This window comes from Arcicella sp. GW821-FHT09D11 (assembly GCF_059416265.1).
Genome location: NZ_JBWKOV010000005.1, coordinates 284,073 through 309,645 on the forward strand (window position 1 = coordinate 284,073; position 25,573 = coordinate 309,645).

Here is a 25,573-nt window from a genome sequence, read left to right on the forward strand (position 1 = left end):
ACATAATTTAAATTAAAAAAATTATGTTTTGGCTTATTCATGTTTAAAATATATTAAATAAAATTGTTGCCAAATTCTTCATCAATAAATGTAATTTTATCCAACAAGTTTATCATTTTAGGATAATTTGAAAAGTGATTTCTTAAAAAAATATTTGAATCTCTTTCAAAGTTTTCAATTAAAATTTCTATAAATTTATTTACTTTTTTATCTTCATTATTAACGTAGATATTTCCTAATTTTTCAAGCTTATTTTTACTTTCATCGTTTTTAACGAAAGAGTGAAAATCTAACATAAAATCATTAATCTGTATTTTTTCTTTTATTAGTTCTAATGATATTCCAAGTTTTTCTAGCTTAAAAATATCGCTTTTTAACTGTTCAAATGAAGAAAAATCATTATATATAATATAAATATTAAAATTACTTATTCTACTTGTATTTTTTTGATAAATAAATCTAGTTTCTTGAAAGGGACTATGTAAACCAAAATATTTTATTTGCTTGTTTATTATTTCAAGGACAGGTATGTCTTCAGGATAATATACAAATAAATTAATGTTTTTTTGCTTTAAATATTCAATTTTTCTAGAAAGAAGCTTTGAAGTAATATTAATGGCTTCAATGTTTCTCCAAATACTTCTTTGATTTATTTCATAAAAAAATATGTAAAACATTATTATTTGTTCTTCAGTTTGCAACATTTCTTCAATTTCATTAATAACTAATTGTATTAAATCATTTACTTTATTAGATGATATTATTTTTAAAAATAAAAAAAATAACCCCTTCTCTAATTCATCAGCCTGTTTGATATCTTTTTGAGCTAAAATCAATAAAATACTATTTTTAATAATTTTTTTCCTTGTACTATCACTTAAATTTTCTATTTTGTTTAAAAGTCCTAAAAAGAAATAATTTATTTCAGGACTTTCATTATTTAAATGAGTAAAAACAAAATCATCTAATACTTCTTCATCAATTACTCCTTCATCAATTTTAGCAACTAAAAGCTCAAATACAATATGCCATGCAGTATTTTCGATATGATTTTTAATTATTTCATCTCTTTTACTATATTTATTCGTATTATGATATTTTTTAAAAATAAAATCGGCAGTGAAATATTCTAAAAAGGTTTTGTGTGTAAAATTATCATCAAAATAAATTGAACGCTTTTCTGCATAATCTAAGAAGTGTGTTGCTGCTTCTTTTGCATCGTCAATATCATGAAATTCTTTTCTTTCAATTAAATATTCAGCTATAGCGTTTATTGCAAAAAATTGATTGGATTTGCCCCCATTAGTCAATTGACAATATCTCCAAAATGCCAAACTACCAAAAGTGCCTTGTGTATTTTTTATTTTCAGAGGTATATTAAGTTGTTTTTCTTCTTTATCTCTTTTTTCTACTAGTGTATTTGTACAAGCTTGATATACTTTGAGTTTAGAGTCAGGAATAATAGTATGATTAATAGCCAAAAGTACCATGAGAGACAAAATTAATGGATTACTTTTCAATTCTTCATCCATTGTTCTTAATTGTAACTTGCAGTCTTTACTACCAGTTTCTCTATCGGATTTGTTTACAATTTGAACTTTATAAAATTTATCAACAAAATCATTTATTTGTTGATGATTAAAATTGCGAATAGAAAACTCAGTAAATAATTCATCAGAAAATGTACTTTTATCATATCCTAAAAAGCGAGAAGTAATTATTCCTTTCATTTTCGGATGATTATTTAAGAAAGCTATTATTGAATCAATAATATTTGTTTTGTCACTCACATCAAAAACTTCATCTAAGCCATCAAAAAACAAGATTGAATGATAGTTTTTGAAAATATAATTAAGCAAAGTATCATTTATTTCATGTAATTGATATTCACTTTTTAGTAGTTGGGTAATGTACTCAATAAAATTACATGATTGTTTTTTTCTGCTTTCATTATATTTCCTTAATTCTATTCTAAATGGAATATAATTGTAATAAGCCTCATTTAAATCCCCTGTTTCTTTATTAATAAAACGTAAAATAAGATTTTTAATAGTAAGAGATTTGCCAGCTCCTGCATCTCCGAGAAAAATATAATGATTAGATAATTGAAAAATTTCATCTATGGTTTTAAATTGATATTCACCTTCCAAAAAGTCTATTTTTTTTGCTACCTTATGTTGTGCAAATAAAGGTTCAACATATAAATCCTTAACTTTAATATTTTGGGGTCTGTTTACAGTTACATCATACCCAATAAATTTTACTATATCTAAAATACTTTTAGCGGAGCTGTAATAACTTGTAATAAAATCAGGAATTTGTTTTTCCAAATCAGGACTAAGTATTGAAACAATATCTTTGATTCCTTCATTATCAATTACTTTCTTTATTTCAAAAAACTCACACACAATGGATTCGTGAAGAGTTAAAAATTTATTTATATCTGAATATATAATGGGTTTGATTATAATTTTAGATAAAATATCAAGCATTTCATCTCTTATAGATAAGAAAGTTATTCCACTTAGCTTTTCATGTTTACTAATAATTTCATTAGTCCACTTTTCTAATTCAGAATCTATCAATATCAATTGATTAAAATTACTCAATAGTTCAATAGCTGGCCCAGAAAATTGACTAGAAACAGCTAAGTAATAGTTAAAAGTATTGATATCATTAACTAAACTTTTATCCTGAATATAGTAAAGTACAAATTTTATTATTTCCTTAGCAGTTTCTGGTTTTCCAAAATTATTTTTACTCTTTTTACATTGAACAAGTCCTGTATTTTTACCTTTTGTATTTAATAAAACATCTCTCCCTTTTTCACCAACACCAGGCATTAATGTTGCTAAATCGAACTTACTTTTTAAATCAGTTTCAATACGTTTTTCAAAAATTCGATATAGTAGCTCCTCAAATTTTCTATCAGAAGGGAGTTCGTTTAAATTGTATAAAGAAGAAGTGATGGTTTTTGGTTTTCTAGGCATTTTAATTAACAGTTAAATAAATGAGAAAGATTAATGAAGACGCTATTTTTAGCGACATTTAATCTTGACTAAATGTAATTTTTAAACAAGACTTAATTTTTAAATATAAAAAAATATCAAATTAATACCAAAAAATAAATTAAAAATTTAATATAACCATTCAGCCCCGACAAACGTTTTAAGTTTATCGGGGTTTTTTATATAAACTCAAAAGTGAATTACAGAATCTTGTATCTTTGCATAGAACAATTCAATAATCCATGTCAACTACTCAAACTATCAATAGCCTAATTGAAAATGGCAACCGCTATGCCAATTCATTAACTGAATATTCTCGTAGAAAAACGATTACTGTAAACGTCGGCGATGTGCCTATGGGTTCTGATTATCCTATCAGAGTACAATCTATGACTACCATTGATACGTTAGATACACTTGGGTCAGTGGAGCAAACCATCAGAATGGTTGAATCTGGTTGTGAATATGTGCGTATTACGGCACCATCAGTGAAGGAAGCACAGAATTTGGATAATATTCGCAAAGAGTTGAGAGTAAGAGGTTATAGCGTACCATTAGTTGCCGATATTCATTTTACACCAAATGCCGCTGAATTGGCAGCAAGGTTGGTAGAAAAAGTAAGAATCAATCCAGGGAACTATGCTGATAAAAAACGTTTTGAAACGATAGATTATACCGAGATTGGTTATCAAGTAGAATTAGATAGAATCAGAGATAAGTTTTTGCCATTAGTAAATATTTGTAAAGAATATGGTACAGCAATGCGTATTGGTACCAACCATGGTTCATTAAGTGATAGAATTTTAAGTCGCTATGGCGACACACCGCTTGGGATGGTAGAATCGGCCTTGGAGTTCTTAAGAATTTGCGAAGATGAAAATTATTTCAACATCGTACTTTCAATGAAGGCCTCAAATACCCAAGTAATGGTGGAAGCTTACAGATTGTTGTGCAAAAAGCTAGCAGAAGAAGGTCTAAAATCTTATCCACTGCATTTAGGCGTAACAGAAGCAGGCGAAGGTGAAGACGGAAGAATTAAATCGGCTGTAGGTATTGGTACTCTTTTAGAAGATGGCTTAGGCGATACCGTAAGGGTTTCATTAACCGAAGACCCTGAATTTGAAGCACCAGTAGCCAAAGCTCTGATTGATAGATATACGCAAAGAAAAGAAAAATCAACAATAATTTCAGCTTACACTCCCAACTCAACACTCAATACTCAACATTCATTCGATTCTCCTATTAATCCATTTCAATACTTTAGAAGACATACCCATGAAGTAGCCAATTTTGGTGGACATAATGTACCTAGAGTAATTGCAGATTTTTCTCAGATAGAAGTTTCAGAGCATGATGATTTAAAACCAATCGGACATTATTATTTGCCATTACCAGACAAATGGACAATGAACGATTTGGGAGCTGACTATATTTATACGGCTAATAACCCTGCAAAATATATGTTGCCAATGGGACTAAAAGAAATTTTGGACGCTCCTACGTGGCATAAACAAACTGATAAGGTCAATAAATTCCCTTTGTTTACTTTAGAACAATATCAAACGCAAGCTTATAGGCATGATTTTTTGAATTTTTTGAGTATCAATTTATCCAATTTAGACGCATCAGTGATTGGGCAAATCAAAGCTGATAAAACCCTTGTTTTGGCAGTAGAAACGGATAACGAACACGCTATGCCAGCATTACGTCGTTTATTTTTTGAATTGATAGCACAAAATATAAGTACTCCTGCTGTGTTGGTAAGAAAATATGACAATCTTCCAGAAAGTGATTTTCAATTATTTTCAGCTACTGATTGCGGGGGATTGTTGATTGATGGTTTCGGTGATGGAATATTATTAAAATTACCTGATTTATCAGAAAAAGCTGAACTATTAATAAAATCAAAAAGTTACAATTCAACAGCCTTTGGTATTTTGCAAGCAGCGCGTACTAGGATGAGCAAGACGGAATACATTTCTTGTCCTTCTTGTGGCAGAACCCTTTTTGATTTACAAGAAACTACTGCCTTGATTCGCAAACGTACAGAGCATTTAAAAGGGGTGAAAATTGGCATTATGGGTTGTATCGTTAATGGCCCAGGTGAAATGGCAGATGCCGATTATGGATATGTGGGCGTTGGAAAAGATAAAATCGCACTATATCGCGGACAAAACGTGGTAAAAAAATCGGTTCATGCAGATAATGCGGTAGATGAATTGATTGATATTATCAAAGAGGATGGCGTATGGTTTGAACCAGCAGAATCTTTAGAGGCGGTTTTCTAATAAATTATGTAAGTAGTGATTGGTTAATAGTGATTGGTAAACGGTTCGCCTTCGCGGTAGCATTTCAAATTCGTAATTATCAGCTGTTTACAACAAATAAAAACATTACTTAAATTGTATTGATTATTTTCAATGATAGTATCAGTACGCTATTTCAGCATTATAAACACAAGACAATGTCAAAATTAAAAGACCAGTTTAATTTAGGGGAAGCGTTAGGATACTTCTTTAGAATTTTCAGCAAACCTGATCCTAAAAAGCCCACTAATTTTAACATCAAAACCATGCACGTCATCAACAAAATATCAATTGTGATGTTTTTGATGTGTGTAATCGTAATGATTTATAGAGCATTCTTTAGATAATTAAGCAATGAATATTGAAGAGTTTCGAGATTTTTGCCTGTCGATGAAAGGGGTAACAGAAGAATTGCCTTTTGGACCAGACACTTTGGTGTATAAAGTAATGGGTAAAATGTTTGCCTTGACGGGTCTAGATACTGAGATTTTTACCGTAAACTTAAAATGTGACCCTGATAGAGCTATTCAATTACGAGAAGAGTTTCATTATATCACGCCAGGGTATCACATGAACAAAAAACATTGGAATACTGTAAACGGAGATAGCGCGTCTACAACACAATTAAAAGAACTTACTGAACATTCGTATCAGTTGGTTGTTTCAAGCTTACCTAAAAAAGTACAAGTAGAATTTCAAAATTTATAAGAGTATGGAGTGGTTATTATTGTTTTTCTTCCTGCCATTTGTGTTGACCATGATGTTTTTCAATTGGTTAGAAGAAAAACTGTTTAACTTTCGTGACCGTGAAAAGCTAGGTGAAGGCGAAAAGCTTTTGCATGAGAACAAATTTATAGAAGCTCAGTTATTTTTTACTGAAAAATTAAATCATTTTCCAAAATCTTCTAGAGCCTATTTTTACAGAAGCAAAGCAAACCTAATGCTTAAAAATTACTTTTCGGCATTATATGATATTGAACAATCCATTTCTTTTGATAACACTGTAGGTGAAGCTTATATCATTAAAGGCAAAGTGCTTTATAAATTAAAAGAATACGATAGAGCATTTCTAGAATTTGATAAAGCCGATTGGTTCTTTAGAAGCGAAAATCCCGAAACCTTACGTTGGCGAGGTATGGCTAGGTATTGTATTGGTCAAGTAGAAAATGCCATTAATGATTTCAACAAAGCAGTACTATTAGGCGACGAAGATGCCGCCTATATCCTAAGAACCAAGTTTGAGTATATCAAAAAAAGAGGATAAAAGTATTAAAATGAGTCAAGTAGTTAAAAAAAGATACTCACTAAATCACTCATTCGCTAACTCACTCATTATTTGTAAATCAAATACTTCTTTCTCATCGTTTTATATTCCGATAATTGAGGTTCCCAAGAATCTTGAATTTCTTTAACGCTTTTTCCTTCAATAATCTGTTTTCTGAATTCATAATTACCTACCAATACATCAACATTCAGCATTTGGTCACTCTGAGACCTATCAAAAAACTTATCTTTGAATGGATACGCCTGATAAAAATCTATCATCCATTGAATATTGATTCTTTTACTTTTTCTGAGTAGCTCAATATCATAGTTTCTAAAGTCTATCCCGTAGCATTCATTATCCATGTGCAAAGGTTTTTCGCTCATGCCTTTAATACTCACGGGCTTAAAAGAAAAACTATAAGTACCTTTCAAAGCTGGACTTCCTAACACTGTAAAAGGGAAATACGTACCCCTCCCCTGACTAATAATAGTGCCTTCAAACAAACACATAATTGGATAAAGCATTACACTTTGTTGAGTATTAAGATTCGGCGATGGTTTTACAGGCAAGGTATAAGCATCGTCATGCGTATAGTTTTTTACTGGAATGATTTTTAATTTACAAATCATTTTATTCGCTAACCAACCCTGACCATTTATCATCTGCGCAAATTCTCCAATCGTCATTCCGTGGGCAATGGGAATTGGAAATCTACCCACACCAGACCTTAAAGTCATATCTAAGATAGGGCCATCTACTAAATATCCATTCGGGTTCGGTCTATCCAGAATCAACAATTCTTTGTTATTCTCTGCACAAGCTTCCATTACATCACGCAATACGTTGATGTAAGTATAAAAACGACAGCCCACATCTTGAATGTCAAAAATCATTAAATCAACATCTTTGAGGTCTTCAACAGATGGCTTTCTTTTTGAACCATACAATGAAATTATTTTAATCCCTGTACTTGGGTCTTTTTCATCACTGATGATTACCCCAGCACTAGCATTTCCTCTAAAGCCATGTTCAGGTCCAAAAACCTTTACTACATTAATGCCTAACGCTACTAAGCTATCAACCAAATGCTTTTTACCAATAATACTGGTTGGATTAGCTAGTATACCGATACGCTTACCTTTTAAATAGGGCAAATACTTATCTGTTTGCTCAGCGGCTGTTAGGATTGGTTTGAGTTTAGCTACAAACGAGAAGTTATCTTTTTCAATTGAGTTAATCTTTAAGTTTGAAAAAAGACATAATGTTGAAATAACGAATATCGAATAAAAAATTTTCATATTTTTTGATGAAGTTTTGAAGCGAAGTTAAAGGTAATAAACTTAGGTAAGTATCACCTTTCCATAAAACAAACACTACCCCCTACCCAATCAAAATCTTTATTGAAGCGTACTCCAATCATTTCTCCTCTTGAAAGTCGGGCTAAATTGCTTAATAGTATTGGTCTTGCTTCATCTTTTTGCCAAATATAAAGCATCCTGATTTCGCATTTCACTGCACTGCCATCAGTAGTTTGTATGACAGGTTCATATTTTACTTTCCTTTGTAAAATATAATTTTCAGGGTCGGTAATGGCAGTTAAATCACTTTCAGTAATATTGATTTTCACCCCTGTTCCTGCAAAAGAGAAAAGTGGCTTTAATACGTAGTTTGATAAATTTTCAGGAAACTTGCCTCCATAATCACTCAAAAATCTACATTCAGGAATATAAGGATTATTTAAAAATGGCATGGTGTATTTACTGATTCTGAAAAACCAGTTTGGATGTCCAATCCATTCAACATCAACATCATCTGTTAAACTAAATGCTGTTTGTAAATCAGGAAAGTTTGTTAAATCATCAAAAATCAAACGATTGTATATTCTATGAATAGGTGTTTTTACACCATCGTTAATATAAAATAGTTTACGTCCTTCTTTAATGATTTTGGTAAGACACACAGCTTTAACACCAATCAATTTTTCAGTTACTTCAAAATCAACCCTTGTTTTTTGTTTCTCAGGATAAATCTCTAAAAGGATAACATTTTCAAGTTGTTCATTGCCAACTACTAGTTTTTTAAAAGCCTCAACGTATGATTTTCTATCAAAATCATTAAACAAAAAATCATAATCGTCAGGAATATTATAATGCTTTTGAAAAGTTTCAGACAATAAATACTGAAACCCAAACAATGAAGGAAAACCTTGTAGTTCTATCAACTGTGGCACAAACTCTCCTTGATTATCCTGACAAACTGCAAAATCAATGGCTAAGAAAGATGTATGTACATTTTCATTAGGCACATTTTGTTCCGCTGGTATAGCGTTATCAGTCTTCGCCTTAAAATCATCCCCTGCTATTACATCAATAATACTTTCACAAGTACTTATGAGTTTATCTTTCAAAGATTTGGGGACAAAAACAGGTGTTTCTGCTACTCTAAACTCAAGAGAGTCTTGCGTAGCATTGTTTAAATCTGCCAAAAATTCTTGATACTTTACTTCAGAAAAGGATTGATTAAATGAAGCTCTGATTTCTTTTTGCATAACAAGGATATTTTCAAAACAAATTATGCCATTTCTCCAAAAAGTTCTTTTTGACTGATGGTTGAATAGGCTTTTTCAAGAAATTTTGGAATAATGATGGATTCTGTCAGCATGATTTTATCAGGGTCGTCCAGCTTCGCAATCATATCGTTGTACTTTTCAACTCCATGCGTTTTTATCACAGCTTTCTTTTTTTCATCCGACATCAGTAATTTTAGCATACCTTGTGCATCAGCCTCGGGGTGAAACTGTGTACCAAATACTTCGTTAGAAAACCTGATAGCCATAATAGCACGCTCTAGATTTACATGAGGTCGTTCTTTTTCCATGCGTAAAATCTGAACACCTAATTCTTTGATAATCTTCAAGTTGGGACTTACTAATTGATAATCACGAGAGTCTACCACAAAAAACGGTTCGGGCAAACCTTCAAATAATGCTTCTTTAATTGTTTTGTCAATTGGGTTCACAGGAAATACACCAAAGGATGTACTTTTTCTTTTGGTCACTTTTCCAATTTCTAAGTGACGTGCTACCAACTGAAAAGAATGACAAATCAAAAATAAGAATTTGGGAGCGATTTCTCCATTTAATACTTCCTCAGATTTATTATGTGCCAATATTGAATCAATTAAGGCGAAATATGGCTTTTCCCAAGCTTCATCAGAAGGTAATGGACTTCCAGGTCCACCTGAAGAAATGTAAATATCGTATGCCAAATCAGGAAGCTCAGTATTCGCTCGAACGTTGAAAACCTGTGTATTTACTTCAATATTTTTTTGTATTCTGAATTCGTTAACCAAATTAATAATGCAACGCATGCCTTCACCAGCTACGTTGTCATACATATCTAAAACTGCTATTTTTAGTGGTTTTTCTGTCGAAATATTTTGCATCGTAAATTTGTTGATATGAATTTTTATCAAATATTTTATCAAATATTTAATCTCTACTTAACTTATTAAATCGACGCAATTTACTAAAAATAGCCTTAAAATCAATTTGTTACGGAATACAAAATAAAATTTAACATAGCTTTATCACCCTTTTAAATACCAAATCTTGTTTCTTGAACGATATAATCTACTACACTTTTCAAATCGTTAGTTTCTTCAAATACTGCTAACTGACGGTCTGCGCCAGTACCATTTTTAAGGATTTCTTTGATATAAGCTACTTCATTACGACTTCCTAATTCATCCAATACATCATCTACAAAATCTAGTAGTTCGTCACATAAATCACTATAAGGTACTTCTTCTTGTTTCCCAAAATCAATCAATTTTGCTTGAATACCATATCTGGCTGCTCGCCACTTATTTTCATTGATTAATACTTTTCTGTACGACCTAAAATTCAGATTTTGTTTTAACAACTTATGGATTTTCGCCACCAAAGCCTGCATTAATGCTGCTAAACAAATGGTTTCGTCAACTCGCATCGGAATATCACAAATTCTAAATTCAATGGTGTCATAATAAGGATGCAAGCGAATATCCCACCAGATTTTCTTTCCACTATCGATACATTTTGTTTTTACAAGCAAATTGATGTATTCGTCATATTCACTAGCAGAAGCAAAAAATTCGGGAATACCAGTACGTGGAAATTTATCGAATACTTTTGAACGATATGATTTAAAACCTGTGTTTCTTCCACACCAAAAAGGTGAATTGGTAGAAAGCGCATAAATATGGGGTAAGAAATAACGAACAGCATTCAATATTTGTATGCCTTCATTTCTACTTTGGATGCCCACATGCACGTGTAACCCAAAAATCAAGTTACCTCTGGCAACATCACGCATTTCATCAATCAAAGAATCATAATGCGGACTCGGCGTTATCAGTTGGTCTTGCCAATCTGAGAACGGATGGGTACCTGCTGCTGCTAAAAGAAGGTTATTTTGTTCGGCAAGTTGGATAATATTTCGTCTAAGGTCGGTTACCTCCTCTCTTGCTTCTTGAATATTATAACAGATATTCGTCCCAACCTCCACAACAGCTTGGTGCATTTCGGCTTTTACTCGTTCTTGTAAAATAATCTGCCCGCCTTCAACAATTTTACTCATGTGCGAGCGTAACTCCCGCGTTACGGGGTCGATAGTCTGAAACTCTTCTTCAATTCCAATGGTAAATAAAGGCATAAGTTTGGAAGGTTTAAGGGCTGAAAAAGAAATCAGTATCAATGTCCGATACTGATTCCCTTTTACAACATCATTATTTTTTACTTTCAAAAATGGTATCTCTTGCATTCCCTGCTACCGACGATGTAAGGAAAGTACCCCAAGTGAGGTTGTCTTTACCAGGTTTATGTTTTTTAGCACGGTCAATCGCCACTTTAGCAGCAGTTTCTACTACCCATTCAAAGTTTTCCTGACCAACAGAATTAATATCTGCATCTGGTGCAGGGTTACAAAAATCTATCGCATAAGGAATTCCGTCTTTTATAGCGAACTCAACAGTGTTGAAATCATAGCCTAACGCTTTATTCAGCCTAAGCACATAGTCTTTCACCGTTGCTAATAGTTTCTTGGCTGCTGGCCCTGTAGGCATCTCGGCTACATAGCGTAAATGATGTGGATTTCTTGGTTCATAAGGCATTATCCTTACTTCTTTGCCTCCGATACAATAGCAACGGAAGTAATCTGTAAACGTAATTTCCTCCTGCAAAAGCATCACCAATTGGTCAGTTTCATCATAAGCAGAGAACAATTCGTCGGGGTTTCTTACTTTATAAACACTTTTCCAGCCACCACCCGCGTGAGGTTTCATATAGGCAGGAAAACCGATGTAATCAAAAATATCTCCCCAAGGTAATGGGAATTTCAGGTTTCTGAATGAAGTCTCAGACGTATCTGTCGGGCGTTCTTTTGAGGGCAACAATACAGTTTTGGGTACGGGTACGCCCACATTTAACGCTAAGGCATTATTAAAAAATTTCTCATCTGCCGACCACCAAAAAGGGTTGTTGATAACGGCCGTACCAGCCATTGCAGTATTTTTGAGCATTGCTCTATAGAATGGTACATCCTGAGAAATGCGATCGATAATGACATCATAACCGCTAGATTCCCCTTGTATTACTTTCTCAACAATCATTCGCTCGGCTACGATGCCCGATGGTGCTATTTGATTTACTCTTTCTACAAATGCCTCTGGAAAAGAGGATTCCATTCCGTGAAGGATACCTATTTTTTTCATAATGCTCAAATTCAATTTTACAGGTTTAATGAATGATTAATTCATTCTTGAAGTATTTTTCGATTAAATTCTATTTAAATATTCAGGGAACATTTCTCGCCAAATATCCCAGTCGTGCGTGCCATGCCAACGGACATCAAGCCAATGATTAATTTTTTTATTAGCCAAAATTTTAGATAACCGTTCCGTTTCGGGTTTACAAAAATCAGCATTACACGTACCTAATACGATATTCATTTGCCATAAATCTGGATGCATGGCATTAGGGAGATAATCAGGAGGATTGTTGAAATAAACGCTCTCGCTATAGTACCCATTCAAAAATGAGCGGATATCAAAAGCAGCACCCATTGTAAACAAATGTGATACTTTATCAGGATGACGAAAAGCAAAGTTTGCGGCATGAAAACCGCCAAAGCTACAACCTGCTACAGCTACTTTAGAGGTATTGCATTCACGCATGATGGCGGGAATCAATTCTTCATTTAAATATTGGTCATAATAAATATGGTTCTGTATACGCTCTGAGGGATGCAAGTGTTTGCCATACCAAGAATATTTATCGATACTATCGGGGCAATAAATTTTTATTTTGCTGCTTTCAATTTGCTTTTTTGCTGATTCAATTAGCTTAAAATCCTTTGCCTCGTAATATCTCCCCATTGTAGTAGGAAAAACAATGACTGGATAGCCCCAATTTCCAAAAATCAACAATTCATTATCTGCTCCGAGATGATGAGAATAATACTTGATATAACGTTCTTGCATTTTGTTGGTGAGGGTTTTACATTATTTCAAAAATTTATTCACAGCTAGATTTAGACTATTTAAATTACGATAAAATTACCACTTGACAATACTTTCGGATAAAAGTAGGTGTTTTACTCAGATTTCTGTTTTACATAGAATCTTTACTCTAAAATAGAAACTGTTTTTAACTTTCAAAACAAAACATTGGAATAATTTATCTGTGAAATATTTAACAATTTGTTTATTTTCGGGAATAATCCAAAAATTGCTAATTCACGTATGACTATATATTCACAAAATTCTTCCTCAGAAATCCTTCAAATTGAGGATAATATTTATTCAGCCTACCTAAATAGAACTGTTCATATCACTTTAATATATCCAAAAAAAAATAATTCACTCAACTTGATTATTTTTAATGATGGTCAAGACTTTGAGTCTTTGAAAATCAAACAATGGATTTCGTCCTTGATGGATGACAACAAAATATCTCCTATTTTGTGCGTAGGTATTCACGCCAATAACGAACGCTTACAAGAATACGGAACGGCATCGCAAGCTGACTATAAAAACAGAGGAAACAAGGCTCATCATCATGCTAACTTTGTTTTGAAAGAATTGTTACCATTTTTAGAAAATTCTTATTCATTATCATCAAAAAATAGAGTAATGGCAGGTTTTTCTTTAGGAGGATTATCCGCAATGGACATTGCTTGGAATCATCCTAAGGTATTTGCTAAAGTGGGTGTTTTCTCTGGGGCATTATGGTGGCGACAAAAAGCTGAAGAAGACGGCTATACGGATGAAAATGATAGGATAATGCACAACATCGTCAGAAAAGGGGAATATCACAAAAACCAACAATTCTGGTTTGAGGCAGGCACCAACGATGAAACCTCTGATAGAAACCATAATGGCATTATTGATGCCATTGATGATACCCTCGACTTGATGAAGGAATTAGAAAAACATGGTTATCAAAAGAATAAAGACATCGTTTACAGACAAGTAGAAGGCGGAGAACATAATCAACAAACTTGGAGCAAAGTAATGCCCGAGTTCCTTACATGGGCTTTTGGGCAATAATTTTTTTATTTTACTAACTCTTTTTCTTGTTTACCAATTATCCCAAAACTTTACTAGCTATCACATTTAGGGTTTTTTAACAAAAGGTTGTCTAATATAGGCAACCTTTTCGTTTAACTTGCATCTGTATTTTATTAATCACATTAAAGCTATTAATCTTTAAACTGAGTTATTATGAATTCATTTATCAACAAAATCCTTATTACTACTATTATCACTATTTGTTTTGGCTTTTCAACATTTGCTGGTGGAATAAAAGGAACTATTAAAAATACGCACGGCGAATACCTTTCTTTTGCCTCTATCATCGTAAAAGGTAGCCCAAAAGGAACGATGGCTAACGAAGATGGTAAATACGAACTTTCCTTAGAACCTGGGAGCTATACCATCATCTTTCAATATTTAGGACATAAAACCTTAGAAAAACAGGTTCTCGTTAACAATGATTATTTACCCCTTCAAATAGTATTGGAAGAGCAAGCAATCAGCTTGAAAGAAGTAGAGTTTTCTGCCAAAAGTGAAGACCCCGCCTATACTATCATGCGCAAGGCTATTTCGATGGCTCGCTTCAAAATCTTAGAACTCAATGAATATTCTGCCAGAACCTATGTGAAAGGTACTGGACAAGTAAGCGAGGTTTCGGGTTTGATAAAGATGTTGGCAGGTAAAAAAATTGAAAAGGAATCTGGATTAAAAATCGGACAAGTATATGTCTTAGAATCTATCAATGATGTTGTTTTTAAACAGCCATCTGCCGTAAAAGAAAAAGTAGTTTCAACACGCAACAACCTGCCCAAACAATTACAAAGCCAAGGAACAAACTTTATTCCTGTGTCACGCACTAACTTTTATAATCCTAAGCCGTTTGGCGATATGGTATCTCCATTGTCACCCACAGCTTTGGCTTATTATAAATTTAAGTATGAAGGTTTTTTTACCGAAAATGGGCAGACGGTAAACAAAATACGCGTGATACCTAAATCAAAAAATGATAATGTATTTGATGGTATTATCAACATCATAGAAGATACTTGGTATATCCATAGTCTGGATTTGCACTTTAGTAGTGATAATATTTCAAACAGGATTAAAATGATTTTTGCTCCTAACAAAGAAATCTGGTTGCCAATCAATTATACTTTCCGTTCTGATTTCGATGCTTTTGGTTTCAAAGGGTTCTTTAATTATGTTACCAACGTTAGAAACTACACCGTTGCTGTCAATGAAAAGTATCATCAACGACCTGTGGTAATCGATGAGAAAATTGATAAAGCAGAGGCAAAAGAATTGAAAAGTGAGAAAGTAAATAGTAAAATAGCCCTTAATCAGAAACAGGTTACGCGTAAGCAGCTCAACAAGTTTTTGAAAGAAGCTGAAAAAGAAGACAAGAAAGAGAGAAAGAAAAAAGGGGAAGATGTAGATTTGGTACGGTCGTATAATATTGAAATTGATAGCCTCCACAGTAAACGTAGTGCTGATTTCTGGAATGATGAAAGACAAGTGCCATTGACAGATTTGGAGATAAAAGGTTATGCCCAAGCTGATAGTATCGCTAAAACGAATGAACAGCAATACCAGAAAGATTCCATCAGGAATTTGCCTGCCTTTAAGTTTTCACATTTGATTTTCGGCAAAACGTATAACTATGGAAAAAGAGATGATTTGTTCGGTTTCTTTAATAAATCTCTTAGCTATACGTCTCCTTTAGATCAAATTCCTTCGTTAGATTTTGTGAATACTGTAGATGGATATTTTTTAAAGGCTTCTTTAAGATATGATATTCGTGAGAAACTCACTAAAAGGGAATCTATTTATGGTGATTTAAGGTATGCATTAGGAAGAAAAGCCCTTAACTGGAACCTTGGGTATTATTATTTAAAGAATCAGCAATCGGTTGAAGTAAGAACAGGACGATACATTCAGCAATTTAATGACGACAGACCTATTTCTACGCCAGCTAACACCATCTACACGATGTTGGCTGAACGCAATTATCTGAAAATTTACCAGAAAGATTATGCTAATGTTGAATATAGAAATCGATTATCAGAGAAAGTAACGATTAGGGTGAATCTAGAATATGCTGAAAGAATGTCCCTAAAAAATTTGGAGACTTTTAAGCCTTGGATTGATGTAAAAGACAGAAGTTTTAGTTCAAATACGCCAGAAAATACCGAATTAGCCAATACTGATTTTGATAAACATAAAACGTTTTTGACCGAAGGCGAAATCATTTGGAGACCTTTTGCCAAAAAACGCAAATTCAACGACCGTGAATATACCATCAATACGGGTAATCCTATTTTTAGACTTAAATCTACCAATGGATTATTAGCTGAAAGTCAGTTTTCGCGCCTACAAGGTTCTTATGAGCAATTCTTTGATTTAGAAAAGTTGGGAAATTTGCACGTTTTGACTAATTACGGTGGATTTATACAAAAACCGAATTACTTTATTGATTACCGCCATTTCAATGGTAATCAGACTATTCTCCGCTCTTTCAGATTTGATGCTTTTAGAAACTTAGATTATTATTTACATAGTACTACGGGTAATTATTTAGAAGTATTTGCACAACATGATTTTAATCACTTTCTATTAACTCAAATTACTCCGCTTAGAATTTATGGATTGAAAGAATCTATTTTTGCCAATTATTTGAAAGTGCCTAATCAACAATTTGAATATGTAGAAGTCGGTTATGGCTTATCTGGCATCGGTAAATTGTTCGGTTTAGAAGTAGTAGGCAATTTTGTGAATGGCAAATATGATGCTACTGTATTGAGGATTAAGTTTAATAGGTAGTTTTTAGCTGTGAGCTATAAGCTTTGAGCCATGAGGTTTTTTATTTTTAGTAAATTTTAAGTCTAGCCCTTCCTATTAGCTGGTGACTTAAGTCACCAGCTAATAGGAAATGATTTTTAGGATTGTATTATATAAATAACACTGATGACATGACTTGAAGTCATGCCATCTCAGTAAACGTCACAAAAAAGCGGTCAGAAAATTAATTTTCTGACCGCTTTTTTAAATGCTAAAAGAAGCAAAAATCTCATTGCTCAAAGCTTATAGCTTACAGCTAAAATTACTGTAAAATCAATTGTCCACGGATTTCTCCTCCCGGTTTTGAGGCACTGTGAATGTTTACATAATAATTACCTGCCATCAAATCCGTTTCTTGCTCGGTTGTCAAAGCAGCCGTTGTGCTAGAGTAAGCAGTATTAAAAGTGGTTCCTAAACCAAAAATAATACCACCACTTACGCCCACAGCTCCTTTATGAATATGCCAAGCCGTAGGAGTAACACCATTATAACTAATAGTATATGAAATTACTTTTGTTGTTTTGTTATAAGTTCCAACAAAAGAACCAGTAGCAGTTGAAGTATTGGCGGGTACTTCAACAGAGCCATTTAGTGCAACATTAAATTTCACTTCTGGTGAAACTTCATCATCTTTTTTACAAGAAATGGCAAACAACAACGTAGAGATTAAGAAAGCAAAGAGTGTTTTTTTCATGTTAATTTTCGTTTAAGTGAATCGAAGACTTGCGTCTTATTTACACTTACGGCTCTTTCTCTACATTAGTTGCGTCGGAAAAATTATTTTCCTGCCGAAATCAAATTGGCGAATAATCTATAAGCCCCTGAAACTCCCGCGGGCAATTGGCGGAAGAAGGCATATCCTGTAAAGATATAATTCCCTTTACCATATTTTGTATACAACAATCCTCCGTTGGAAGGTGGCTCATTCGGGTCATTAGATGACAAAATCGCATCATACTTTGCATCCCAATCATTTGAGAAATACAATCCTCTTTCTTGAATCCAGCCATCAAAATCTTTTGCGGTAATCTTATTCGGTGTATTCAACAAAATACTTTCAGGTTTCAAGAAACGTACCTCTGCTTCTTCAACCGTTACTCTATCTCTTGATAATTTAAACGGATAAGGTCCAATACCCGTTTCTAATTTCTGTAAGTTGCTATTCACCTGATACTGCACCACCATGTTACCGCCATTTTCTACGTATTCCATCAGTTTTTTCTGATAATAAGTAATGCGTTCTTCCGTATTGTAAGCCCTTACTCCTACTACAATAGCATCAAATTTGGATAAATCTTCATTTAATTCTTTCTCAGTCAAAATCGTTACATTATATCCAATCTGACGCAAAGCCATCGGCACATCGTCGCCAGCACCTACGATATAGCCAATATTTTTACCTTTTGTTTTGATGTCTAATTTTACCACTTTAGCTTCTGCCAATGGGAAAAGTGTTTGTGGTGGAATATGGTCATAAGCTACCGTTATGATTCCTCTGTCATAAGTACCATTCGCTGTTTTGATAATAGCTTTCACAGTGCCTTCGGGAGTAGTACTAGAAGGCGTCACTTTAAACACAAGTTTTGCTTCTTGATATTTATTATCTAAGCTAAAATCAATACTTGTTGGGCTTGACTTCCAGCCAGTTGGCAATGCTAAACTAACGCTTCCTGAGGTTTTGTTTTTACCTGATTTCAATGTTACTTCTACCTCTTTAGCTTGGTCATTGGCAAAAACATATACTTTATCTGAAATATTAGCCGTTACTTCTGGGCGAATCTCGAAAGTACGATATAACTCTCCACGGGTCTCGTCGGTATATTTATAGATAACAGGTGAGCTAAAAGTGAAAGGCTGATTATCAATCAAAAACGTAAATTCTGCTTGTAAATCTGCTGGCTTTTCGGGTAAGCCAATCAGTGTTTGGTCATCTACACGATACATTCCTTTACCCATTTTCTTTTCTGCTAACCAAAATGGTTGTGTCAAAGGCTGATTTTTAGGAATTTCTACCGAGAATGCAATTCGTTGTAATTCATTATTACCCAAACTAACATTAAAAGTGCTGTCTTTACCTAAACCAACTAAGCGTATTTTCTGTAAGGTCACTGCAAAGTCTGAACGCTTTACAGCAGTAGCCCATACGCTAATTTTTTCACCTGCCGATGCTGAATATTCAGTAGGGTTTGCTTCAAAGTATAATCCTGTACAAGCAATAATAATGTTTTCTAATTCCTTTTTCTTCTGAGTCCTCCAATATTCATCGTCAACTTTTAACAATGTTTTGTAGGCCTCTAACAAAGAAGGAACAATCGTAGAAGGATTTTCTGGATTAAAACTATTGATGGCAAGGTTAATCCAAGCTTCTACTTCTTTTCCTTCTTTTCCTCCTTTTACTTTGCTCCACGTTAAATCAACGCCATCAAAAATATCTTTCTGAGCTAAATCTCCAAACTTATGTACAAAATATTCTGGTCTTAAACCACGTGTGCGAGGTACACCAAAACCTTGTGATTTATGTTGAGAACGACTTTCTGCTGCAATTTCAGAATATGCTTTTCCTAATAGTGGGTTATACCCCCCTATTTCAACTGGTATAAAAGTTCCTTCTGATGGTTTCTGAGAAACAGCGCCAAAATTAAACGTATTCCAAACGACTCTTTTGGCTTGCCAAGGTTTTACATATTTTAATTGTTCAGGAAATTTGGTAGGGTCGCCCGACAGTTTGAAAGCCTCTTCTGCCAAAGCAGCCGAAGCAGAGTGATTGCCATGTCCTGCACGAGCATCAGGCGGAAAACGGCAAATAATTACATCCGGACGAAGGCTTCTAATACGCCAAACTACGTCTGCCAATACAGCATCTTTTCCCCAAATTTGTAGGGTTTCTTCGGTATTTTTAGAAAACCCAAAATCGTTTGCGCGGGTAAAATATTGCTCTGGACCATCAATGGCACGAGCCGCTAGTAGTTCTTGTGTACGAATCAATCCTAATAAATCGCCAAGTTCTGAGCCAATCAAGTTTTGTCCGCCATCACCACGTGTAATTGATAAATAAGCAGTTCTTACTTTACGTTCTTTGGCTAGCCACGAAAGCATTACGGTATTTTCATCATCTGGGTGAGCTGCAATATACATCGCTGTACCAAGCACATTGAGTTTTTTCAAATTCAACAAAAGTTCTCCAGCAGGCATGGGTTTTATAGGCTGGGCTTGGGTGCTGAACAGGGTACCGAGGAGTATTAATAATAGAATAATGGTTTTGTCCGATTTGATATTCATTTGAGAAATTTTATAGTTCTACGTGAAATTAACTGAAAACATTAACAATACTAAAACAGGAAAATAATTGATTTCAGAGAAGTAATAAAATTAATTCGCTGAATGACACCAAACACGTTATTGAACTTTAAAATTGAGATAAAATATCATAACAGCCCCCATTGAGGATTAGGTATAAATTCTGATTTAAATTACTTTTACAGACATAAAATAAGACGTTTTTGAAATAATCTATCGTTGTTTTCCTTCATCTTCGTATATCTTACTTTCCCAATATGCTAAATACACACCATCAAGAATTTGACCCACCCGAAGAGCTTCGGGACACGATAAAATGCTTTTGGTATGACAAAATAGCATTTGGAGAGCTACCATCAAGTTTTGAGGTAGTACCTGATGGCTACGCTGAAATCATTTTTTACTTCGGAACTACCTGTAGCATTGCTCATAATGGAGGTTTACCGCCCTTACCGTCACCATTTATGATAGGCTTGCTCAATCAACCTATTGTTTTTCACACGGAAGATTGTTTAGAAATCATTGCCATCAGGTGCTTTCCTTGGACGGTTTTCGATTTGCTCGGATTACCACCCAGTAAAGACGGAATACGCATATTTGAACATCCAATTGCTCAACTTCAAGCTACCTTGAAGGTGTTTATTAACAATGGTAAGATAGAGGAAGCAATTACTCATATAAAACAATATTTATTGAATGCTCGGTCGCAGATTGCGATTGATAGTATGCTGTTTAAAGCAGGATTGGCTATGAGTGAAACAAACGGCACGATGCCAGTAAGCCAAGTAGCGGAGGCTGCTCATGCAACGGTTCGTACCTTGGAAAGAAATTTTAAGCAATCTGCTGGCTATACTGTTAAGGATGTGTCTGGATTGATGCGCTTTGAGCAGGTACGAAATCATCTATGGCTTTATCCAGATTGCAACCTTGCAGGCTTAGCTTATGAGCTGGGCTATACCGACCAATCTCACCTTAGCAGAGAATTTAAACGCTACACTGGCACTACGCCATCAGCATTTGCCAAAAAAGCAAAGAAAGAGCAGCAGTTGCTAGGCAACGATTTTGTCGCTTTTGTACAAGCCTAAAGAAAAAGTATTGTAGAATTTTGCGTTGCTTAATTTAAACAATACAAAATCATGTTACTACAAAATAAAAAAGTAGCCATTATCGGTGCGGGACCAGTTGGTCTGACAATCGCAAAATTACTCCAACAAGAAGGAATAGATATAACTGTTTACGAAAGGGATAAAGACGCACAAACAAGAATTTGGGGCGGTACGCTTGATTTGCACAAAGAATCGGGGCAAGTAGCCTTGCAAAAAGCAGGATTGCTGGAAAGCTATTATGCCCTAGCAAGACCTATGGGCAGAACCGTAGCGGATGAACAAGGTAACGTCTTGTTTACTGCAAAACCTCAATATGATACTCCTGAAATCAACAGAAACGATTTAAGAAATATATTATTGAATAGCTTAACAAGCGATACCGTTGTTTGGGATAGGAAATTTACGAGACTGGAAGAATACGATGGTAAATGGATTTTACATTTTGAAAATAATATTAATGTCACCGCAGATGTTGTTATAGGAGCCAATGGCGGAATGTCCAAAGTGAGAAAATATCTTACAGATACCGAAGTTGAATATACAGGTACTGTTATCATACAAGGCGAAGTAATTCAACCAGCCATAAAATGTGCAGAGTTTTACCAATTATGCGAGAATAATATCCTTATGACTGCAGACAAAGGCATTAATTTAGTTGCCAACCCTAATAACAACGGTGCATTGACCTATAACGTAACTTTTAGAAAGCCTGAAGAATGGCTTCATGAAAATGGATTAGACTTTCAACATACAGACAGCATTGTTACGTTTCTTTCAATAATGTTTTCGGATTGGCACGAATGTTACAAAAAATTATTCCACTCAACTTCATTTTTTGTTGGATTACCAACCAAAAAAATATCTTTAGATAAACCTTGGACTAATAATCGTCCTTTGCCTATAACCCTTATTGGAGATGCCACCCATTTAATGCCTCCTTTTGCAGGAAAGGGCGTGAATACGGGACTAATGGATGCATTAATATTAGCTGATAACCTGACCAACGGAAAATTTGAAACCATCGAAACGGCTATCAGCGATTATGAGCAAAAAATGTTGGTTTATGCCCAAGAAGCACAACTTGAAACTAGTAATAATGAAATAGCAATGCATCAATCCGACTTTTCTTTCCAAAAAAGATTTAGCCATTAAGCTAGTCAATAGTATTCTTGATTGAACATTTATCAAGAATACAACTTAAAGGGATTCTAGTAGAAAGAAATAATATTTTCATTAAAATATACAATTTTCAGAAAGGTTATTTAATACCATTTTAGGGAAATATCACTTGTAAATTCAGTATATGATAAATTAAAAAATAACATATATTTCCGATTTTACTTTTTTATTTAAGTGTAATTGCTCATTTTTAACTTAAAACTTACAAATAAGTATAATTATGACAGAAATTATGTATTAAATTTAGCCAATCATTTAAAATGAGGATTAGCACGTTGCTTTATGCTAGTCTACTGTGTACTTCTAAAAATATTAATAATTTTAATCCCTACTATGTCCAATTTTTTTAAATTAATGTTGAAACAAATTCATGTGTTTTTGATGTTGCTATTGGCCACTCACTCACAAGCTCAAAATCAATATGAGCTGAACGGTGCTTGGAAATGTGCACCCATCAAAAGCGTGAAAGAAAATGGGGAGGTGATTTCATCTCCTCATTTTTTGCTTTCGGCTTGGAAACCTGCCGTTGTTCCGGGAACAGTGCTAACAAGTATGTTGGCAAACAAAGAAATTCCTGATCCTTTTTATGGATTGAACAATGAGAAAATACCAGACATTTATAATACTGGCAGAGACTATTATACTTATTGGTTTGCTAAAGACTTTAAAGAAGTTTCGCCAACTAATGGGTCTGAAGTTTGGTTGAAATTCAGAGGAATCAATTATGCCTGTGATGTTTTTTTGAATGGCAAAAAAGTAAACGAGAAAGTATTTGAGGGAATGTTTCTGCGTCAATCTTTTAATATCACTAAGCTTTTGGCTAAAGATGGCAACAATCGTTTAGCCGTCATTGTATATCCACCTTATACTGTTGGCAATGCTAATGGCGGACAAGGTGGCGATGGCACTATTGCCAAAAACGTTTCGCTACAATATACGGCTGGGTGGGACTGGATTCGTCCGATTCGTGATAGAAATACGGGTATTTGGGATAAAGTATATATTGAAAAAACGGGTAAAGTAAACTTGAAAGACCCTCATGTAATTACGCTCGTTCCAGAAAAAAGATTGCCCGATGCTCTACAAAAACCAGCCATTATCAAAGCTTCTGCTGACTTAGAGAACACTTCTGCTGTAAAAGTTGAAGGAACATTGGTATATACCATCGATGGCAATAAAGTTTCAAAAAAAGTTAGCCTTGCCCCTAACAGCATTACCACTGTTAACCTTGATAATTATAGTTTAAAAAATCCTCGTTTATGGTGGCCAGCGGGTTATGGTAAGCAAGAATTGTATGATACAAAATTTGAATTTATCGTAAACGGACAAGTTTCTGACCAAGAGGCTGTAAAAGTTGGGGTACGCGAAATACAAACAGATTGGAATGCCTTAACAGCAAGTCGCCAGATTTATGTCAATGGACAAAAAGTATTTATCAAAGGGGGTAATTGGATTATTTCGGATGCTATGTTGCGTTTCTCAGACGAGCGATATGATGCTGAAATCCGTTTTCACCGTGATATGAACCTGAACCTTATTCGTATTTGGGGAGGAGCATTGGTAGAACGTCCAGAATTTTACGAAGCTTGCGACCGCTACGGTTTATTAGTATTCCAAGATTTCTGGATGTCAGGCGATTGTAACGGTCGTTGGGTTGACCCTATGAAAAAAGAAGACCAGTGGACACGAAGAAATTATCCTGATAATCATCAGCTATTTTTATCATCAGCAGCTGATATGATTAAAATGGTAAGAAACCATCCTTCTTTAGCCATCTGGTGTGGAGGTAACGAAATCACCCCTCCAGAAGACATTTTAGTCCCTTTAAGAGATGAAATCTTGCCAAAATTAGACGGTACTCGTTGGTTTATTGATTATTCAAACTCTGACGAAATGTCCTTTAATTCATTGGGTGGAAACGGCGATGGACCTTATGGCATTCAACCGCTAGATGTATTCTGGAATCAACGTACTTTTCCTTTTAATTCAGAAGTTGGTTCGGTAGGTACGGGAGATTATGAATCATTAAAACGTTTTATTCCGAAAGAGAACTTAAATGTTCCATATCATGATAGCAACCAAAAGCCTGATTCTGTCTGGACATACCATACTTATACGGGCGTAGGTTATAATCAATTTATAGACCCTTACGGAAAGCCAAAAGACATCAAAGATTTTGGATTGAAAGCCCAATTAGTGAATTATGACCAATACCGTGGTTTGATTGAGGGGTTTTCTTCACACATTTGGGAATGGTACACTGGGGTGATTATCTGGAAAACTCAAAATCCGTGGACAGCCATGCGTGGACAAATGTATGATTATTACCTAGACCCTAATGCTTGTTTGTATGGCTTAAAAAGTGGTAGCGAGTTGGTACACATTATGGCAAATCCTGTAGATGGTATGTTAATGATGGTTAATAACGACTTTAAGCCTCGTAGAAACTTGATGTTGGTCGCTAAAGCATACGACATCAATGGCAAAGTAAAAGAAATCACTCAGGTGTTTACTTATATTGAAGCAAGTTCTGTCAAGAAAATTCTTTCTGTCAAAAAGGTTTTAGAAGAAATTGGTGCGGAAGAAGGTTCGTTTCTATCATTACAATTATTAGATGAAAACAAACAAATTGTAAGCGATAATATGTACTGGTACCCTAACAGCAAGGGTATGTATTCGGGTTTGCAAAAAATGAAATCGGTAGAAAATCTAAAAGTAGCTCTAAAGAGTATCGGAACAGGTAAAGTACAAGTAACCTTGACCAACCCTGCGAATAATCCTGTTGCTTTCTTTAATAGGGTTTCCGTAGTAGATGAAAAAACGAAAGAACGTATTTTACCTGTATTCTATAATGATAACTACGTTTCTATTGCTCCAGGAGCTGAAAAAACCATTATTATCGACAATATTCCCACTCAAACAAAACCACAAGTATCTATTGAAGGCTGGAATTATGCTTTAAAGTATTTCAATATCCAATAATAGTTTAGGGTTTATGAG

At 34.2% G+C, this 25,573-nt stretch carries 18 protein-coding genes; 9 read left to right on the forward strand and 9 right to left on the reverse strand.

Annotated features, from left to right (window positions below; genetic code table 11):
• Nucleotides 1-53 precede the first annotated feature (53 nt).
• Nucleotides 54-2,990 carry a hypothetical protein gene (locus AC07N0_RS16500; protein ID WP_494590047.1) on the reverse strand — a complete coding sequence of 979 codons (2,937 nt, stop codon included), beginning with the start codon at nt 2,988-2,990 and terminating at the stop codon, nt 54-56.
• A 260-nt stretch (nt 2,991-3,250) separates the two neighbouring features.
• On the opposite strand from AC07N0_RS16500, the gene ispG reads away from it, so the two are divergent.
• The 4 genes from ispG to AC07N0_RS16520 all read left to right on the forward strand — a co-directional run bounded on the left by ispG (nt 3,251) and on the right by AC07N0_RS16520 (nt 6,578).
• Complete coding sequence (gene ispG / locus AC07N0_RS16505) at nt 3,251-5,296, forward strand: (E)-4-hydroxy-3-methylbut-2-enyl-diphosphate synthase (RefSeq protein WP_494590048.1); 2,046 nt, start codon at nt 3,251-3,253, stop codon at nt 5,294-5,296.
• 176 nt (nt 5,297-5,472) lie between these two features.
• Entirely contained in the window at nt 5,473-5,661 is a 189-nt protein-coding gene (locus AC07N0_RS16510) for a DUF6728 family protein (RefSeq protein ID WP_492799320.1), read from the forward strand.
• Between the two features lie 7 nt (nt 5,662-5,668).
• A complete protein-coding gene (locus tag AC07N0_RS16515; RefSeq protein ID WP_494590049.1) occupies nt 5,669-6,022 on the forward strand; it encodes an MmcQ/YjbR family DNA-binding protein in 354 nt (117 codons plus the stop codon).
• 4 nt (nt 6,023-6,026) lie between these two features.
• Nucleotides 6,027-6,578 (forward strand): tetratricopeptide repeat protein, encoded by a 552-nt coding sequence (locus tag AC07N0_RS16520; protein WP_494590050.1) that lies wholly within the window; start codon nt 6,027-6,029, stop codon nt 6,576-6,578.
• 68 nt (nt 6,579-6,646) lie between these two features.
• Here AC07N0_RS16520 and AC07N0_RS16525 read toward each other — a convergent pair whose 3' ends face one another.
• From AC07N0_RS16525 to AC07N0_RS16550, 6 genes are all read right to left on the reverse strand, one after another.
• Complete coding sequence (locus AC07N0_RS16525; RefSeq protein WP_492799317.1) at nt 6,647-7,879, reverse strand: exo-beta-N-acetylmuramidase NamZ family protein; 1,233 nt, start codon at nt 7,877-7,879, stop codon at nt 6,647-6,649.
• Between the two features lie 53 nt (nt 7,880-7,932).
• On the reverse strand, nt 7,933-9,129 hold the full coding sequence (locus AC07N0_RS16530) for a hypothetical protein (protein ID WP_494590051.1): 1,197 nt from the start codon (nt 9,127-9,129) through the stop codon (nt 7,933-7,935).
• Nucleotides 9,130-9,152: 23 nt separating this feature from the next.
• Entirely contained in the window at nt 9,153-10,025 is an 873-nt protein-coding gene (locus tag AC07N0_RS16535; RefSeq protein ID WP_494590052.1) for a type 1 glutamine amidotransferase, read from the reverse strand.
• A 152-nt stretch (nt 10,026-10,177) separates the two neighbouring features.
• Complete coding sequence (locus AC07N0_RS16540) at nt 10,178-11,275, reverse strand: carboxylate-amine ligase (protein ID WP_492799314.1); 1,098 nt, start codon at nt 11,273-11,275, stop codon at nt 10,178-10,180.
• A gap of 73 nt (nt 11,276-11,348) precedes the next feature.
• Complete coding sequence (locus AC07N0_RS16545) at nt 11,349-12,332, reverse strand: ATP-grasp domain-containing protein (RefSeq protein ID WP_323247513.1); 984 nt, start codon at nt 12,330-12,332, stop codon at nt 11,349-11,351.
• A gap of 63 nt (nt 12,333-12,395) precedes the next feature.
• Nucleotides 12,396-13,100 (reverse strand): esterase family protein, encoded by a 705-nt coding sequence (locus tag AC07N0_RS16550; RefSeq protein WP_309916669.1) that lies wholly within the window; start codon nt 13,098-13,100, stop codon nt 12,396-12,398.
• A 261-nt stretch (nt 13,101-13,361) separates the two neighbouring features.
• Between AC07N0_RS16550 and AC07N0_RS16555 the strand changes: the two genes are divergently transcribed.
• Nucleotides 13,362-14,168: an alpha/beta hydrolase gene (locus AC07N0_RS16555; protein WP_494590053.1), complete on the forward strand. Its 807-nt coding sequence runs from the start codon at nt 13,362-13,364 to the stop codon at nt 14,166-14,168.
• Between the two features lie 174 nt (nt 14,169-14,342).
• Complete coding sequence (locus AC07N0_RS16560; RefSeq protein ID WP_494590054.1) at nt 14,343-16,973, forward strand: DUF5686 and carboxypeptidase regulatory-like domain-containing protein; 2,631 nt, start codon at nt 14,343-14,345, stop codon at nt 16,971-16,973.
• 280 nt (nt 16,974-17,253) lie between these two features.
• Here the strand turns inward: AC07N0_RS16560 and AC07N0_RS16565 are convergent, their stop codons facing one another.
• Entirely contained in the window at nt 17,254-17,685 is a 432-nt protein-coding gene (locus AC07N0_RS16565; protein WP_492799310.1) for a CHRD domain-containing protein, read from the reverse strand.
• Nucleotides 17,686-17,768: 83 nt separating this feature from the next.
• Nucleotides 17,769-20,270: a PIG-L family deacetylase gene (locus AC07N0_RS16570; protein WP_494590055.1), complete on the reverse strand. Its 2,502-nt coding sequence runs from the start codon at nt 20,268-20,270 to the stop codon at nt 17,769-17,771.
• A 275-nt stretch (nt 20,271-20,545) separates the two neighbouring features.
• Between AC07N0_RS16570 and AC07N0_RS16575 the strand changes: the two genes are divergently transcribed.
• The 3 genes from AC07N0_RS16575 (at nt 20,546) to AC07N0_RS16585 (ending at nt 25,555) form a co-directional block, all read left to right on the forward strand.
• Nucleotides 20,546-21,373 (forward strand): helix-turn-helix domain-containing protein, encoded by an 828-nt coding sequence (locus AC07N0_RS16575; RefSeq protein WP_494590056.1) that lies wholly within the window; start codon nt 20,546-20,548, stop codon nt 21,371-21,373.
• A 51-nt stretch (nt 21,374-21,424) separates the two neighbouring features.
• On the forward strand, nt 21,425-22,546 hold the full coding sequence (locus AC07N0_RS16580; RefSeq protein ID WP_494590057.1) for an FAD-dependent oxidoreductase: 1,122 nt from the start codon (nt 21,425-21,427) through the stop codon (nt 22,544-22,546).
• A gap of 381 nt (nt 22,547-22,927) precedes the next feature.
• Nucleotides 22,928-25,555, forward strand: a complete 2,628-nt coding sequence (locus AC07N0_RS16585) for a glycoside hydrolase family 2 protein (RefSeq protein ID WP_494590058.1) — start codon at nt 22,928-22,930, stop codon at nt 25,553-25,555.
• Nucleotides 25,556-25,573 lie beyond the last annotated feature (18 nt).

Coding starts and splice junctions, on each gene's coding strand:
- AC07N0_RS16500 (WP_494590047.1), bottom strand. CDS start 2,990: ATGCCTAGAAAACCAAAAACCATCACTTCTTCTTTATACAATTTAAAC.
- ispG (WP_494590048.1), top strand. CDS start 3,251: ATGTCAACTACTCAAACTATCAATAGCCTAATTGAAAATGGCAACCGC.
- AC07N0_RS16510 (WP_492799320.1), top strand. CDS start 5,473: ATGTCAAAATTAAAAGACCAGTTTAATTTAGGGGAAGCGTTAGGATAC.
- AC07N0_RS16515 (WP_494590049.1), top strand. CDS start 5,669: ATGAATATTGAAGAGTTTCGAGATTTTTGCCTGTCGATGAAAGGGGTA.
- AC07N0_RS16520 (WP_494590050.1), top strand. CDS start 6,027: ATGGAGTGGTTATTATTGTTTTTCTTCCTGCCATTTGTGTTGACCATG.
- AC07N0_RS16525 (WP_492799317.1), bottom strand. CDS start 7,879: ATGAAAATTTTTTATTCGATATTCGTTATTTCAACATTATGTCTTTTT.
- AC07N0_RS16530 (WP_494590051.1), bottom strand. CDS start 9,129: ATGCAAAAAGAAATCAGAGCTTCATTTAATCAATCCTTTTCTGAAGTA.
- AC07N0_RS16535 (WP_494590052.1), bottom strand. CDS start 10,025: ATGCAAAATATTTCGACAGAAAAACCACTAAAAATAGCAGTTTTAGAT.
- AC07N0_RS16540 (WP_492799314.1), bottom strand. CDS start 11,275: ATGCCTTTATTTACCATTGGAATTGAAGAAGAGTTTCAGACTATCGAC.
- AC07N0_RS16545 (WP_323247513.1), bottom strand. CDS start 12,332: ATGAAAAAAATAGGTATCCTTCACGGAATGGAATCCTCTTTTCCAGAG.
- AC07N0_RS16550 (WP_309916669.1), bottom strand. CDS start 13,100: ATGCAAGAACGTTATATCAAGTATTATTCTCATCATCTCGGAGCAGAT.
- AC07N0_RS16555 (WP_494590053.1), top strand. CDS start 13,362: ATGACTATATATTCACAAAATTCTTCCTCAGAAATCCTTCAAATTGAG.
- AC07N0_RS16560 (WP_494590054.1), top strand. CDS start 14,343: ATGAATTCATTTATCAACAAAATCCTTATTACTACTATTATCACTATT.
- AC07N0_RS16565 (WP_492799310.1), bottom strand. CDS start 17,685: ATGAAAAAAACACTCTTTGCTTTCTTAATCTCTACGTTGTTGTTTGCC.
- AC07N0_RS16570 (WP_494590055.1), bottom strand. CDS start 20,270: ATGAATATCAAATCGGACAAAACCATTATTCTATTATTAATACTCCTC.
- AC07N0_RS16575 (WP_494590056.1), top strand. CDS start 20,546: ATGCTAAATACACACCATCAAGAATTTGACCCACCCGAAGAGCTTCGG.
- AC07N0_RS16580 (WP_494590057.1), top strand. CDS start 21,425: ATGTTACTACAAAATAAAAAAGTAGCCATTATCGGTGCGGGACCAGTT.
- AC07N0_RS16585 (WP_494590058.1), top strand. CDS start 22,928: ATGTTGAAACAAATTCATGTGTTTTTGATGTTGCTATTGGCCACTCAC.